The following is a 15,255-nucleotide window of genomic DNA, read 5'->3' as shown; positions in this document are numbered from 1 at the left end:
CAATTTGTCATGCGCGAACGCGCCGATGACAGGGTCCGGCCCTGACGTTTGTCATCGATCTGGATTTTGGTGACGCCGGCCGTGCTTTTTCGCCGATCACTGACGCTAGCTTAGCTCCGGGAATCCAGGGACCTCCTCCCCGCAACACCGCCCAAGGAACGGTTCGCCGTTCCTTGGGCGCGCCCGCGCACTCGCGCACTTCCACGCACCGGACCCAACCATGCATACCGAACCAGGCCTTAGTCCTGCGCGTGTCCGCGCGGGTCGTTCAGCTCGTTCGCGTTACCTGCGGTCGATCGCGATCGTGGCCGTATTTGCGTTTTCTTCCGCGGCGTTCGCGCAGAACGTCGCTCCGGTTGGCACTGCCTATCGCTGGGCCCACGGCTTCACGCCCGGCGCCGACGGCCGCAGCGAAACCGAGCCGACCAGCGTGCGCGTCGCCGAGCCGCTGCTCAACGACGGCGACGACGCGGTCGATGTCGATCTCAGCGGCGGCCAGGCCGAGCCGAGCAACAACTACGAAGCCGCCGGCGTGGTGTGGAGCGACGGGCCGCGCACCATCGACCGGGTCGAGATCGTCCATGGCAGTTGGAACAGCAGCGGCGACGGCGCGTTCTGCGACGGGCTCAGCCTGCAGTTCTCCAACAGCGTGCGCGGCGACTGGCGCGACAGCGGCTGGGCGGTGGAACCGCAATACGCCTACGATTCTTCGCAAACCGCCGGCGTGGTCTACAGCTTCCGCGGCGCGCCGCGCGAGGTGCGCGCGGTGCGCGTGACCGGCAAGCTGCATTGCACCCATAACAGTTCGTACTGGACCAACATCCGTGAAGTGCGCGCATTCCAGGCCGGCAATCAAAGCCTGTGGAACGACAGCGCACTGCCGACGCTGGTGGATTCGACCGATCCTGAAGGCGTCGAGCTGGGTCTGCGTTTCCGCAGCACCCAGCCGGGCTGGATCAAGGGCGTGCGTTTCTACAAGTCGGCCGCCAACACCGGCGTCCACCTCGGCAATCTGTGGAGCGCGGACGGAACCTTGCTGGCGCGCGCGCAGTTCGCGAACGAAACCGAATCGGGCTGGCAGCGCGTCGCCTTCGCCGCGCCGGTGCGCATCGCCGCCGACACTACCTACATCGTGTCCTACTACGCGCCCAACGGCCGCTATTCGGCGGATCTGGATTACTTCTCCGCGGCCGACTACGCCAACGGCCCGCTGCGCGCCCTGCGCGACGGCAGCGACGGCGGCAACGGCAACTACCGCTACGCCGCGCAGAGCGGATTTCCGGACTCGACCTGGCGCTCGGCCAATTACTGGGTCGATGTCGAATTCGCGCCGCTGAGCGGCGACACCACCCCGCCGAGCGTGCCGACCGGCATGTCGGCGACCGTGTCCGACGCCAACACCGTCGGCCTGCACTGGAACGCCAGCAGCGACGACACCAGCGCGGTGCGTTACCGCGTCTATATCGACGGCAATCCGCTCGCGTTGACCGAAACCGAGCTCACCGGCTACGTCCACGACACCGCGCAGCCGGAGACGAACTACACCTATCGGATCAGCGCGCTCGATACGGCCGGCAACGAATCGGCGCGTTCCGAACCGGTCAGCGCGACCACGCCGCCGCTGGGCAGCGCGCGCGCCTGCCCGCCGTTCCCAGCGTTCCCGAACGAGGCCTGCACCGGCGTTCCAGCCGGGCAAAGCCTGACTACCATCGCCGGCGACTACAGCACCAGCCGCGATGGGCAGATCATCAATGCCTTGCTGATTACCGGCGATCTGGTCATCCGCCATAACAACGTCACCGTCAGCAACAGCCGCATCAAAGGCTTCGTCGATCATCGGACCCATCGCAACCTGGTGCTGAAGGACGTGGATCTCGGCCCGGACCGCTGCCCCGCGGTCAACAACGGCGGCCGCCGCCTGATCAACGGCGACAACGGCTACACGCTGATCCGCGCGCATCTGCATCACAACGGCGACGACATGCTGATCGCCGGCGGCGGCGAACCGGTGGTGATCCAGGACAGCCTGATTCACAACACCTGTTTCTATCCCGACGATCATCTCGACGCGCTGCAGTTCTATTCGCCGGGGCAAGTCGGCCACCTCAGCGTCATCCACAGCGATATCGACGCGCGTCCGGTCAATTCCTCCGGTTATGGCAACGCGGCGATTTTCTGGGCCGATCGCCCGGGCGCCGGATCGACGCTGACCATTCGCGAAAGCCGGCTCGCCGGCGGCGGCTACACCTTGGCGCCGTACGACTCCGGCCTGGGCTCGGGCGTGGTGATCGAAGTCAGCGACACCCGCTTCGTGCGCGATTCGCAATGGGGCAGCGCGTGCTATCTCGGCCAGAACGATCCGGCCAGCCATTCGCCGACCGTGCCGTACAACGGCCGCGAAGGCATCAAGTGGCTGCGCAACGCCTGGAGCGACGGTACGCCGCTGCCGGCTTGCCAATAAGCAACCAGCTGTTGCCAGAGATGCCGAGGCCTCCTCCTGTGGGAGTCCTCTGCTCTTGTCGAAGGTTTTTTTGTGGGAGGCCTCTTGTGGGAGGGGCTTCAGTCCCGATGCCTTTGTCTCAGATCACCGCGAACGGAACGAAAGGCATCGGGGCTGAAGTCCCTCCTACAAAAGCGCCGATCCACTCGCTTGACCCTCGATAAATCCCATCCAGTATTGATGTCCGAATCCGGCGAGTCCGAACCCGCCACCGGTGCTAGCCTAAGCCCATGGACGCCATCGCCACTCCCGCACCGGACGCCTCGCTGCCGCACTGGCGGGTTTGCGAACAAGCCCGCATCAGCCGCGATCCGCGTTTCGACGGTCTGTTCTTCACCGCCGTGACCAGCACCGGCATCTATTGCCGGCCGGTCTGCCCCGCTCCCGCGGCCAAGCGCGAGAACGTCAAGTATTTCGGCCACGCCGCCGCGGCCGAAGCCGCCGGTTTCCGCCCCTGCCTGCGTTGCCGCCCGGAGCTGTCCCCGGCCGAAGGCGCATGGCGCCGCGGCGATGCCGCGGTCGCGCGCGCCTTGAAACTCATCGACGAAGGCCTGCTCGCCGAGCAACCGCTGGCGGCGCTGGCCGAGCGCGTCGGCCTGGGCGAACGCCAGTTGCGGCGTTTGTTCGTCGAACGCCTGGGCGCTCCGCCGATCGGCGTGCACGGCACGCGCCGGCTGTTGTTCGCCAAGCAATTGTTGACCGAAACCCGCTTGCCGATCACCGAAGTCGCGATGGCCGCCGGTTTCGGCAGCCTGCGCCGCTTCAACACGACCTTCCGCGAGGCCTACCGCATGGCGCCGCGCGATCTGCGCCGGCGCCCGAACGAAACCCCGAACGGCGACGGCGACAGTCTGGTGCTGCGCCTGGGTTATCGCCCGCCGTACGATTTCACCGCGATGCTGGATTTCCTGCGCGGGCGCGCCCTGCCCGGCGTTGAAGTCGTCGACGAACATAGCTACAGCCGCGTCATCGGCCCGATCGAATCGCCAGGCTGGCTGCGCGTGAGCGCGTGGCCCAGCGACAAGCGCAAAGCCGCCGACGACCACCCGCACGCGCTGAAACTGGAACTGCACGGCCCGGCGCCGGCGCGTCTGCTGGAAATCATCAATCGCCTGCGCCGCATGTTCGACCTGGACGCCGATCCGAACGCGATCGCCACGGCCCTGTCGGTCGATCCGCGCCTGAAGGCCTTGTTCGCGAAACGTCCCGGATTGCGTTTGCCCAGCGGTTGGGACGGCTTCGAGATTTCGGTGCGGGCGATCCTCGGCCAGCAGGTCAGCGTCGCCGCCGCGCGCACCTTGGCCGCGCGCGTGGCGCAGCGTTTCGGCCAGGCCTTGCCGAAGCCGTTCGGGCCCGGACTGGAGCATCTGTTCCCAACTCCCGAAGCGCTGGCCGATGCGGATCTGGCCGAAGTCGGCCTGACCCGCGCGCGCGCCGACACCGTGCGCACGGTCGCGCGCGCCCTGCTCGAGGGGCGGGTGGATTTCCGCGCCGAACGCACGCTCGACGATTTCGTCGCGCGTTGGGTGGCCTTGCCCGGCATCGGCCCATGGACCGCGCATTACGTCGCCCTGCGCGCGCTCGGCCATCCCGATGCCTTCCCGGCCGACGATCTGGTGCTGCAAAAGGCCATGCCCGAGGACGGCGTGCGCATGAGCGCGAAGGCGCTCAACGCGCGCGCCGAAGCGTGGCGGCCGTGGCGCGCCTACGGAGTGATCCAGGTCTGGCGCGACAGCATGCCGGTGCCTATCGCCAAAGCCGCCAAGCCGGGCGACGCGCCAGCCGGCGCGAGCGCGGCGAAGAAATCGAGGAAAGCCGCATGAGCAAGCACATCCGCCTCAAGGGCGGTGCGGTCACGTTCCAGCACATCGACAGCCCGGTCGGCCGGCTGCTGCTGGCCAGCGGCGAGGACGGATTGCGCCTGATCGAATTCCAGGCGCCGTGGCATCCGGTGGCGATGGACGGCGACTGGCGCGAAGGCGACAACGGCGTTCTGCTGGAAACGCGCAAGCAGTTGAGCGAGTACTTCGACGGCATTCGCCAGGAATTCGATCTGCCGCTGGCGCCGCACGGCACGCCGTTCCAGTTGCAGTGCTGGCATACGCTGGCTTTGATTCGCTGGGGCGAGACCTGGAGCTACGGGCAGATGGCGCGGCACATGGGCCAGCCGACCGCGACCCGCGCGGTCGGCGCGGCCAACGGCCGCAATCCGCTGCCGATCGTGCTGCCCTGCCATCGCGTGATCGGTGCCGACGGCAGCCTTACCGGATTCGGCGGTGGGCTGCCGACGAAGGAATTCCTGTTGAATCTGGAAGGTGCGCTGCCCAGGCGCGTGCCTATCGATGATTTGTTTGCGATGTGAGCCTGTTGGGCTGTCTGGGCGAAGAGCATCGGGGCTGAAGCCCCTCTCACAACAGACTTCTTTGCGGCGCAATCTTTTGTGGGAGGGGCTTCAACCCCGATGCCTTCGGCTCAGATCGCCAGACATCAATCCGCAAGCAAAGCCCGCAAGGTCCGCCCATACCGCGCCGCGATCGCCTCGCGATCGCGATGACACCCATCGGCCACGACCTGCGCCCCGCCTACGCGCACCTCGCGCACCAGATTGCGATTGCCGCTGAACAACCAGCGATCGACGTAATCTTCATCGCTGGCTCCAGCGAACGCCGGCGCATCGCGATCCAGCATCAGGGTGTCGCCGGCCAGACTCGCCGCCGAATGGCCGGTCGAACGCTCCGCGCTCGCATGCACGCCCTGCAGCAAAGTCTCGCCGACACTGGCGCTGCCCGCGCCGACCGCGATGTTTCGACGCCGCGTGAGCAAGCGCTGCCCGTACTCCAGCCAGCGCAGTTCCTCGACCGGCGAAATCGAGATATGCGAATCCGATCCCACGCCCCAATACCCGCCGGCATCCAGGTAATCGCGCAGCGGAAAAAACCCGTCGCCCAGATTGGCTTCGGTGGTGGTGCAGACCGCCACCGTCGCGCCGCTGGCGGCGATGCCCTGCACTTCGGCTTCGTTCAAATGGGTGGCGTGTACCAGGGTCCAGCGCTGATCCACCTGCGCGTTGGCCAGCAACCACTCCACCGGACGCGCGTGGCGCAGGGCGAGGCAGTCTTCGACTTCGGCGACCTGTTCGGCGATATGTACGTGCACGCGGCTGTCGGCCGGCAGCGCCGCCAGCACCTCGCGCATCGGCGCCGGCGGCACCGCGCGCAGACTGTGCAGGCAGCAGCCCACGCGCAGCAGTTCATCGGATTCCGCGCGCAGGGCGTCGAGCAGGCGCAGATAGGCATCGACCGTATGCCCGAAGCGGCGCTGGCGCTCGCTCAGCGGCCGTTCGTCGAAACCGCCGGTCATGTAAAGCACCGGCAGCAGGGTCATGCGGATGCCGGTGTCGCGCGCGGCCGCGATCAGCGCGCGCGACATTTCCGCGGGGTCGGCGTAAGCGCGGCCGTCGGGCGCGTGGTGCAGATAGTGGAACTCGCACACGCTGGTGTAGCCGGCTTCGAGCATTTCCACGTACAGCTGGGTCGCGACCGCATGCAGCGCCTCGGGGGTGAAGCGCTCGGCGAAGCGGTACATGGTTTCGCGCCAGGTCCAGAAGCTGTCGGCGGGGTTGGTCTGGCGCTCGGCCATGCCCGCCATCGCGCGCTGGAACGCGTGCGAATGCAGGTTGGCGATGCCCGGCACGATACGTTCGCCGGCGGCGTCGCCGCGCCAGCCGTCCGGGGTCCACACGCGGGTCGGAGTCGAAGAGGTCATGCGCGCATTCTCGCCTGCGCGCGCGCGCAACGCGACCTTCGCCGCGGCGACGACGGCCGCGGGACGGCGCAGCGACTAGAATCGGCGCATGAACACCGCCTCCGACGCCCCTCATCGCCGGCCCGACGGCCGCCTCTACGACGGCCTGATCCTCGGCGCCTCGCTCGCGACCCTGGACTGCGCCGACGGTTACGGCGAAATCGCCGACGCCGCGCTGGCTTGGCGCGACGGCCGCATCGCCTGGCTCGGCCCGCGCGCCGACCTGCCCGGCGCGCCCGCCGATTTGGCCGAAACCGTGATCCAGGCCCAGGGCTGGATCACTCCCGGCCTGATCGACTGCCACACCCATCTGGTCTTCGCCGGCGACCGCGCGCGCGAATTCGAGCTGCGCTTGAAGGGCGCGAGCTACGAAGAGATCGCCCGCGCCGGCGGCGGCATCGTCTCCAGCGTGCGCGCCACCCGCGCCGCGGACGAGGCCGAACTGCTGCGCCAGTCGCTACCGCGCGCGCGCGCCTTGCTCGGCGACGGCGCGACCAGCCTGGAAATCAAATCCGGCTACGGCCTGGACTTCGACAACGAACGCAAGATGCTGCGGGTCGCGCGCCAAGTGGGCGACGCGCTGGGCGTGCAGGTGCGCACCACCTACCTGGGCGCGCACGCCTTGCCGCCGGAATACCAGGGCCGCGCCGACGATTACATCGACGCGGTCTGCGAATGGATGCCGCGGTTGCACTCCGAAGGCCTGATCGACGCGGTCGATGCGTTCTGCGAAGGCATCGGCTTCAGTCCGCCGCAGACCCGGCGCGTGTTCGAAACCGCGCGCGCCTTGGGCTTGCCGGTCAAGCTGCATGCCGATCAGCTCAGCGACCTGGGCGGCGGCGCGCTGGCGGCCGCGTTCGACGGCTTGTCGGCCGATCATGTCGAACACACTTCGCTGGACAGCGTGAAGGCGATGGCGGCGCACGGCACGGTCGCGGTGTTGTTGCCGGGCGCGTTTCACGTGCTGCGCGAAACCAAGCTGCCGCCGCTGGATGCGTTCCGCGAACACGGCGTGGCGATGGCGGTGGCGACCGACTGCAACCCGGGCACTTCGCCGCTGTTGTCGCTGCGTCAGGCCATGCAGCTGTCGTGCACGCACTTCCGCCTGACCCCGGAGGAAGCCCTGCGCGGCGCGACCGTGCACGCGGCGCGGGCATTGGGCCTGAGCGATGCGGGTGTGTTGCGGGTGGGCGCGCGGGCGGACTTCGTGCAGTGGGATATCGGTCATCCCTCGGAGCTGTGCTATTGGCTCGGCGGGCGTTTGGCGCGGCGGGTGGTTAGCGCGGGGCGGGTTCTGGTCGATCAGACGGATCGCTGATAGCTCTCCCTACATCTCAGACGCCACCCCATTGCCCCTTTGAAAAAGGGGCGGCGCTGGCGCAGTACGAAGCCTGTGCATGGCGCATCCGCGCGGGGGATTTGCTTTTGCTTCAGTGCACAGCAAAAGCAAATCCCCCCCCTGCCCCCTTTTTCAAAGGGGGGAACAGCCGTCGTCTGATGGAGAGCGCAGACGCTTGCGCAATTCGGCGCGCCACCGATACGCCGCCCCACAAACGCTGCAACGCGGCAAGGCAGCCCGCACTTGCTGTTGTACGCTGGGCGCCCGGCGCGTTGGCTCACGCGCATTCCCATCGTTTGGAGGTCACGTGCGTATCGCCGCTCTCGCCCTAGCTCTTGCCCTGCTGCCGCTCGCCGCGCAGGCCGACCAGCCTCTCAGCGCCGGTCAGCGCTTCGCTCAGGACGCGACCATCGTCGATACCCACATCGACGCGCCCAGTCTGCTGCTGCGCCATTGGGCCGATCTGGGCGTGGACACGCCCAAGGTCGAGTTCGACTACCCGCGCGCGCGCCAGGGCGGGCTGGATGTCGCCTTCATGTCGATCTACACCTCGCCCGGCGAGGACAAAGCCGGCGAAGCGACCCAGATCGCGCATACCCAGATCGACGCGGTCGAGGCGATGATCGGCCGCCGCCCGGAGCAGTTCGCGCTGCTGCGTTCGCCGAAGGATTTCGACCGCCTGCACGCGCACGGCCAGCGCGTGCTGCTGGCGCTGGGCATGGAGAACGGCGCGCCGATCGGCGACGACTTGTCGCGGCTCAAGCTGTTCCACGAGCGCGGCGTGCGCTACATCACCCTCGCCCACAGCGAGGACAACCGCATCAGCGATTCGTCCTACAGCCGCAAGCACACCTGGAAGGGCCTGAGCCCGTTCGGCGAGAAAGTCGTCGATGAGATGAACCGGCTCGGCATCATGGTCGATGTCTCGCATCTGTCCGACGACGCCACGCGCGATGTGCTCGCGCGCAGCAAGGCGCCGGTGATCGCCAGCCATTCGGGGCTGCGCCATTTCACTCCGGGCTTCGAGCGCAATATCAGCGACGAACTGGCCAAGGCGGTCGCGGCCAAGGGCGGCGTGATCCAGATCGTGTTCGGCAATGCCTTCGTCGATCCGGCTTCGGCCGCGGTCACCCAGGCCTATTTCGTCGCCAGCGCCCAGTTCGAACAGGAACAGGCCGCGGCGCGCGCGCGCGGCGAGACGCCGAAGTCGTCCGAGGCCTTCGACAAGGAATGGGAAGCCGCGCATCCGCCGCTTCCGGTCAAGATCGACGCGGTGCTGAACCAGATCGACTACGGCATCAAGCTGGTCGGCGCCGATCACATCGGCATCGGCTCGGATTTCGACGGCGTCGGCGGCGCCTTGCCCGACGGCCTGAAGTCGGTCGCCGATTATCCGAACCTGATCGAAGGCATGAAGGCGCGCGGGCATTCGGAGGAAACCATCCGCAAGGTGCTCGGCGGCAATCTGCTGCGCGTGTGGAGCGCGGTCGAAGCCAAGGCGTCGCAGCAGTGAGCGAGGAAACATCGGCGCACGCGTTCGAAGCGCTGGCGCAGAACCCGGGCACCGACACCCACGGCCATCTGCGCTTCACCGGCACCGACGGCGAGGAATGGCTGGAACCCTTCGACCTGCCCGAACTGGCCGCCAACGTCCTGCGCGAACTCGGCCACGCCACGCTCATGCACGAAGACGGCTGGCTGGAGCTGACCGAAAGCGGCCTGCATCTGTTGCCGCAGTTCATCGAGTTCCAGGTGCGCGACGACGAACGGATCGGCACCGCCACCACGATGCAGTGCAATCACCCGCAATTGCTGCCGCAGGGCTTGTTCGAATACCAGTACGCGATCGAGGAAACTTTCGACGACGCGGTGACCTCGGGTTTCCGCAAGTGGGCGCGCACGGATCTGCCGGTGCTGCTGGACGCGGCGAGCGCGGAACCGCGGTCGTGCATGACCATGAGCATGGAGCTGCCGGCCGAGGACGGACGCCCGGCGCGCAAGCGGCGGCTGTTGTTCGGGCCGGTCGAGCACTTCGGCCAACCGCAGCGCGATGCCGATGCCGATGCCGACGCCAGTGCAGACGAAGACACGGACACGGACGAAGAAGACTTCTGTCCCTGCTGTCTGTTCACCAAATCCATCGACGCTTTCGAACCGCTGCTGCGCAGCGATCAGTTCTACGGCCTGCGCCTGTTCGCCTCGCACGACAACGCCGGCGGCGAATGCCAGGCCGATTGCCGGGTCAACGGCGAAGAATGGCCGCAGGGACTGGATGCGTTGCGCGCCTACGCGGCGAGATGGCCGGCGGCGACGGGACTGGAATACCGCAAGCAGTACGTGATCGTGCAGAACGCGCCGCAGTGAACCGCTCGCGATCGCGGCCTGCGATCGCCGCAACCACGGCCGGAAAAAAACAAAGCCCGGCTTGCGCCGGGCTTTGACTGTCGCACCTTCGAAGGTGTCGCGCGGGCTTAGAAGCTCGCGCGCACGCCGAGGCGGAACTGACGGTCGTCGGAGCCGACTTCGGCTTCGCCGACGATGCCCCAGGTCTTGTTGAACTTCACCAGCGCGCCGAGCGTGCCGCTGAACTCGCCGTCGTAGACGTCACCGTCGGTGTAGTTGGCCTTGATCCAGCCTTCGAAGTTGGCGGCCAGATCGCCGCGCAGACCGACCGAAGCGCGGTAGTCGTCGCCCTTCAGGCGTTCCTTGAAGTCTTCGACCTTCAGCTCCAGACGGGTGTTGAGGTAGCTCAACTCACCGGTCCACTCGACGCGGTCGCTGAGCTTGTGGTGGTAGCCCAGGCCGATGTGGCCCTGCTGCACGTCGGCATCGAACTCGCCGATTTCGCCGATGCCGTCGAGGCTCACGCCGACATCGTCGTTGCCCTTGTGGTAACCGCCGAACAGATACACGCTCTCCATCACCTCGAACGAACCGGCGATGTAACCGCCGTCGGCCTTCATGTCGTCGACCGAGACGCCCTGGCCTTCCACGACCGGCAGTTCGGCCTGGTGACGCACGAAACCGGCTTCGACGTAGCTGTGGCTCAGGCCGTCGGCAGCGGCGGCCGCCGAGGACGCAGTCGCCAGCAACAGGGCCAGCGCGAGTTGCTTCTTCATAATTTCCTTGTCCCTTAGATTTGGTCATGACGTTCCCGTCCGCGGGAACGGCGCGCATCTTAATGAAAAAATTACACCTTGTCGCCGAAATCACGACGCCCGTCATGCAAATGCGCGATTTGCCTGCGGGCAATGCGCAATAGCGGCAGCCATCGCGTGCGCCGCGTCCACAAACCGTCCGCGCAAAAGAAAAGCCCCGCGATGCGGGGCTTTCTTTGCTGACCGGGCCCGTGCCGCCACCGGCTGCCGGAGCAGCGGTCGGACCGGGCGCCTGTCGGCGTACGACTTATTCCTTGGTGGCCTTCTTCGCCACGACCTTCTTGGCCGGCGCCTTGGCGACGGCGGTCTTGGCGGTCTTCTTGGCGGCCGGCGCCGCGGCGGTGCCGGCGGCCTTGGTCACGGCCTTGCTGCGGGCGTTGCCGTAGCTGGAGTTGTAGCGCTTGCCCTTGGCGGTCTTGCGGTCGCCTTTACCCATGGTCGTGCTCCTAATCGGTTGAACGTGTTTCGAATGAAGGTCGGCCCAGGCCGCCAGCGGGGCGGCGGGAGGGCGCGAAGCCCGGTTTCCGGCGCAGCAGGGCCGCGCGCGAGGCTGCGAAGCCTAGCACAAGCGTTACCTTTAGGCGTTCGGAGGCCGAAAGCGGCGCTCAGTGGGCGCAGCTGGCGTCGTGGATATGGCCGTGGTTGAGGCGCAGGTTGGTCAGATGCGCCAGCCCGACCAGCACGCCGCCGCAGGTCATGGTGATGGCGTGGGGCAGCAGCGCGTGGTGCAGCGGCGCGTACAGCACGCCGACCCACAGCAGGCCCAGGCCCGGAATCAGCAGGGACAGCGCGCGCATGGCGTGGTGGCGGCGATAGCCGGAAATCACGCTGAAACTGCCCAGCAGGGTCGCGAACATCACGAAGCCCATTTCGAAGCCGTCGCCGAACCACACGGCGATACCCAGCGAGGGCAGCACCGCGATCAGCAGCGGCAGGGCAGCGCAATGCACGGCGCAGGCCAGCGAGCCGACAGCGCCGATACGGTCGAGCAGGCCACGTAGGAATGAAGGCATGAGGGGATGACTTCTGGGACGGTTGTCAATCAGGTATTGTTACTCTATAACATTTCAACCTCCCCTGCCAGTTCAGAATCTGCCAATTCGACATGCCCAAGCCCATCGCCAACTCCCGTCGTGTCCGCCGTAGCGCGCTCGCCATCGCATTGACCCTCGCCCTGCCGTTCGGCCAGGCCGCCGCGCAGGACGCGTCCGCCGCCGCTCAGGGCGCCTCTCCCGGCAACCCCAGCGACACCCGACACGACAAGGCTACCAGCCTGGACGCGGTCGTCGTCACGGCCACGCCCCTGCAGTCCAGCGCGGAAGAACTGGCCCAGCCGGTGGAAGTGCTGTCGGGCGAAAAGCTCGATGAAGCGCGCGGCGCCACCCTGGGCGAAACCGTCGGCAAACTGCCCGGCGTGCAGAGCTCCAATTTCGGCGCCGGCGTCGGCCGGCCGATCATCCGCGGCATGGAAGGCCCGCGCGTGGGAGTAATGACCGGCGGCCTGGCCAGCCAGGACGTGTCCACCGTCAGCCAGGACCACAACGTCGCGGTCGAGCCGTTCCTGGCCGACCAGATCGAAGTGCTCAAGGGCCCGGCCACCTTGCTTTACGGCAGCGGCGCGATCGGCGGCGTGGTCAACATCGTCGATGGCCGCATCGCCGAGAAGCCGCTGGAGGAAACCGTCTCCGGCCGCGCCGAAGTGCGCCGCAGCACGGTCAGCGACGGCGTCACCGGCATGGCCCGCGTCGATGCCAGCGGCGCCGACGGCGCGCTGGTGCTGCACGCCGACGGCGTGTACCGCAACAACGACGACTACGAAACCCCGCTCGGCCGCCAGCGCAACAGCTTCGTCGATACCAAGACCGGCGCGCTGGGCGCCTCGCTGGTCGGCGATGTGGGCTTCCTGGGCTTCTCCGCCGCGCGCTACGAAGACAAGTACGGCAATCCCGGCGAGCCGGGCAATGCCGAAGAAGGCGAATCGCCGGTGCATATCGACATGCGCCAGAACCGCTTCGAGCTCAAGGGCGGCATCAACCAGGAATTCGGCATCTTCAGCGGCCTGCGCGCGAGCCTGGCCAACACCGAATACGAGCACACCGAATTCGAAGGCAGCGAGGTCGGCACGCGTTTCCTCAACGACGCCACCGAAGGCCGTTTCGAGCTGACCCACAAGCCGCTGGGCGGCTGGATCGGCGCGCTGGGCGTGCAAGGTTTCGAGCGCACCTTCCAGGCGATCGGCGAAGAAGCCTTCATTCCCAAGACCAAGACCCGCGCGGGCGGTTTGTTCCTGACCGAACAGCGCAAGTGGGATCAGCTGCAGCTCGAACTGGGCGCGCGCGTGGATCGCGTGGAAAGCTCGCCGCAGGGCGAGGCCAAGCGCAGCTTCAGCCCGCTGAGCCTGTCGGCCGGTGTGTTGTGGAAGTTCAACGATGCCTGGCGCCTGACCTTCAACGTCGATCGCGCCGAACGCGCGCCGGCGGAGGAAGAACTGTTCGCCAACGGCCTGCACGCGGCGACCGCGTCGTTCGAGATCGGCGACGCGAATCTGCGCAAGGAGCGCGCCAACCAGTTCGAAGTCGGCCTGCATTACCACGGCTCGATGTTCGAGGCGAAGCTGGCCGCGTACCAGACCCGGTTCGACGGCTTCATCTATCTGGTCGATACCGGCGCCACGGTCGAGGACAACCCGGTGCGCCAGTGGAGCCAGGCCGATGCGAAGTTCACCGGTTTCGAGGGCGAGGCGATCGCGCACCTGTTCGATGGCGCGGCCGGCAAGTTCGACGTGCGCGTGTTCGGCGACACCGTGCGCGCCAAGCTCGACAACGGCGGCGGCAATCTGCCGCGGATCGCGCCGGGTCGCATCGGCGGCGAGCTGCGCTGGGACGCCGACAGCTGGCGCGCCTCGCTCGGCGCGACGCGCTACATGAAGCAGGACAAGGTCGCGGTCAACGAAACCCCCACCGACGGCTACACCCTGGTCGACGCGCACCTGGCCTATCACTGGGACTCGGGCAACCTGGGCTACGAGTTGTTCCTGGACGGCAACAACCTCACCGACGAAACCGCGCGCGTGCACACCTCGTTCCTCAAAGACACCGTGGTGCTGCCCGGCCGCGGCGTGGACTTCGGCGTGCGGGTGTTCTTCTGATCCGCGTGGGGCCGGGCGGCGCGTCGCCTAGCTCCATCGTTTCGGTATCGACCAGCGATTGCACGCGGGGTTGTTTCGACTCTCTCCAAGTCGTCCGGTAGCGCCCTTCCCGCGGCCCCAGACGCCGGCCTTCGCGCCGGCGTTTGCGGTTGCGGACGAAATAGGTGTATATACACACAATGAGCACGATCAGCGAAACCGTCCGCGCCGAGAACGCCGCCCCGAGCGTGTGCACCTGTTTTCGCATGCGCAAACTCGCGCGGCTGATGACTCAGCGCTACGACCAGGCGCTGGCGCCGGCCGGGGTCAACCTCAACCAGTACTCGATCCTGCGCCGCACCGGCGGCCGTGGCCGCCCGCTGGGCGAGGTCGCGCACGAGCTGGGCATGGACCGCAGCACCCTGAGCCGCGACCTCAAGTCGCTGGTGGAATCGGGCTGGATCGAATCGGTGCCCGGCGCCGACGCGCGGCAGCGCTGCCTGCGCATCACCGACAGCGGCCGCGCGGTCATCGAACGCGCGCAGCCGCTGTGGCGGGTGGTGCAGGACGAGATCGATCGCGGTCTGGGCCAGGACGGGATCGATGCGCTGCATGCGCATTTGGATCGGGCGATCGCGCAGTTGCAGGCGGATGCGGCGTCTGTGCAACGGGGTTCGCGGTGATGGTGTTGGCCGCTGCGATGGCGTCGCCGTTTGGTTGCCGTCCGATGGCATCGCCTTCTGGTTACCGTCATTCCCGCGAACGCGGGAATCCAGGGACTTTCGAGCGAGAGCGCTTGAGGTCTTACGCGCTGGCCTTGATGGGGAAAAGCACGCCTACACCGTCGTCCGTCGCATGTGGACGAAAGTCGCTGGATTCCCGCGTTCGCGGGAATGACGGCAAAAACAGAGGCGCGGCGGCTTCGTACTCTTTCGCACGAAAAGCCCTGGATTCCCGCCTTCGCGGGAATGACGGCAAGAGCAGGAACGCGGCGGCTTCGCAGTCTTTCGCACGAAAAGCCCTGGATTCCCGCGTCCGCGGGAATGACGGCAAGAGCAGAGGCGCGGCGGCTTCGTACTCTTTCGTACGAAAAGCCCTGGATTCCCGCGTTCGCGGGAATGACGGCAAGAGCGCGGGCGCTGCGGCCTCACGGTCTTGTGGACGAAAGTCGCTGGATTCCCGCGTCCGCGGGAATGACGGCAAGAGCAGAGGCGCGGCGGCTTCGTACCCTTACGCACGAAGAGCCCTGGATTCCCGCCTACGCGGGAATGACGGCGTGGAGTGTCCGTATTCGCCGGAGTCAGGGAAGACCCACGCCGCAGATAAA

The 15,255-nt window shown here is 67.1% G+C and carries 13 protein-coding genes; 9 read left to right on the top strand and 4 right to left on the bottom strand.

From position 1 onward, the window contains the following. Positions 1-304: 304 nt before the first annotated feature. The 4 genes from LG3211_RS06360 (at position 305) to LG3211_RS06350 (ending at position 4,862) form a co-directional block, all read left to right on the top strand. Positions 305-2,461, top strand: coding sequence for a DUF4082 domain-containing protein (locus LG3211_RS06360; RefSeq protein WP_057942088.1), 2,157 nt, complete (start codon positions 305-307; stop codon positions 2,459-2,461). A 20-nt stretch (positions 2,462-2,481) separates the two neighbouring features. Further along, positions 2,482-2,664 (top strand): DUF6053 domain-containing protein, encoded by a 183-nt coding sequence (locus LG3211_RS27425; protein ID WP_425479964.1) that lies wholly within the window; start codon positions 2,482-2,484, stop codon positions 2,662-2,664. 66 nt (positions 2,665-2,730) lie between these two features. Further along, a complete protein-coding gene (locus LG3211_RS06355) occupies positions 2,731-4,323 on the top strand; it encodes a DNA-3-methyladenine glycosylase 2 family protein (protein ID WP_057942087.1) in 1,593 nt (530 codons plus the stop codon). After that, positions 4,320-4,862, top strand: a complete 543-nt coding sequence (locus LG3211_RS06350) for a methylated-DNA--[protein]-cysteine S-methyltransferase (protein ID WP_057942086.1) — start codon at positions 4,320-4,322, stop codon at positions 4,860-4,862. Before LG3211_RS06355 ends, LG3211_RS06350 begins: the two co-directional genes overlap by 4 nt. A gap of 125 nt (positions 4,863-4,987) precedes the next feature. On the opposite strand, the gene LG3211_RS06345 is transcribed toward LG3211_RS06350, so the two are convergent. Continuing rightward, positions 4,988-6,265, bottom strand: a complete 1,278-nt coding sequence (locus tag LG3211_RS06345; protein ID WP_057942085.1) for a formimidoylglutamate deiminase — start codon at positions 6,263-6,265, stop codon at positions 4,988-4,990. Between the two features lie 88 nt (positions 6,266-6,353). Between LG3211_RS06345 and hutI the strand changes: the two genes are divergently transcribed. From hutI to LG3211_RS06330, 3 genes are all read left to right on the top strand, one after another. After that, a complete protein-coding gene (gene hutI / locus LG3211_RS06340; RefSeq protein ID WP_057942084.1) occupies positions 6,354-7,622 on the top strand; it encodes an imidazolonepropionase in 1,269 nt (422 codons plus the stop codon). A gap of 328 nt (positions 7,623-7,950) precedes the next feature. After that, on the top strand, positions 7,951-9,156 hold the full coding sequence (locus LG3211_RS06335) for a dipeptidase (RefSeq protein ID WP_057942083.1): 1,206 nt from the start codon (positions 7,951-7,953) through the stop codon (positions 9,154-9,156). Continuing rightward, positions 9,153-10,007, top strand: coding sequence for a DUF6348 family protein (locus LG3211_RS06330; protein ID WP_057942082.1), 855 nt, complete (start codon positions 9,153-9,155; stop codon positions 10,005-10,007). Before LG3211_RS06335 ends, LG3211_RS06330 begins: the two co-directional genes overlap by 4 nt. 107 nt (positions 10,008-10,114) lie before the next feature. Here LG3211_RS06330 and LG3211_RS06325 read toward each other — a convergent pair whose 3' ends face one another. The 3 genes from LG3211_RS06325 to LG3211_RS06315 form a co-directional block, all read right to left on the bottom strand. Continuing rightward, a complete protein-coding gene (locus tag LG3211_RS06325; RefSeq protein WP_057942081.1) occupies positions 10,115-10,762 on the bottom strand; it encodes a hypothetical protein in 648 nt (215 codons plus the stop codon). A gap of 286 nt (positions 10,763-11,048) precedes the next feature. Next, positions 11,049-11,237 (bottom strand): 30S ribosomal protein THX, encoded by a 189-nt coding sequence (locus tag LG3211_RS06320; protein WP_057942080.1) that lies wholly within the window; start codon positions 11,235-11,237, stop codon positions 11,049-11,051. A gap of 169 nt (positions 11,238-11,406) precedes the next feature. Further along, positions 11,407-11,814, bottom strand: coding sequence for a MerC domain-containing protein (locus tag LG3211_RS06315; protein WP_057942079.1), 408 nt, complete (start codon positions 11,812-11,814; stop codon positions 11,407-11,409). A gap of 92 nt (positions 11,815-11,906) precedes the next feature. Between LG3211_RS06315 and LG3211_RS06310 the strand changes: the two genes are divergently transcribed. Continuing rightward, on the top strand, positions 11,907-13,949 hold the full coding sequence (locus LG3211_RS06310; protein WP_057942078.1) for a TonB-dependent receptor: 2,043 nt from the start codon (positions 11,907-11,909) through the stop codon (positions 13,947-13,949). Positions 13,950-14,128: 179 nt separating this feature from the next. Next, positions 14,129-14,611 (top strand): MarR family winged helix-turn-helix transcriptional regulator, encoded by a 483-nt coding sequence (locus LG3211_RS06305; RefSeq protein WP_057942077.1) that lies wholly within the window; start codon positions 14,129-14,131, stop codon positions 14,609-14,611. Positions 14,612-15,255: the final 644 nt, after the last annotated feature.

It is taken from the genome of Lysobacter gummosus (assembly GCF_001442805.1).
Classification (GTDB): Bacteria; Pseudomonadota; Gammaproteobacteria; order Xanthomonadales; family Xanthomonadaceae; genus Lysobacter; species Lysobacter gummosus.
This window is presented reverse-complemented; position numbering and strand designations above follow the sequence as displayed.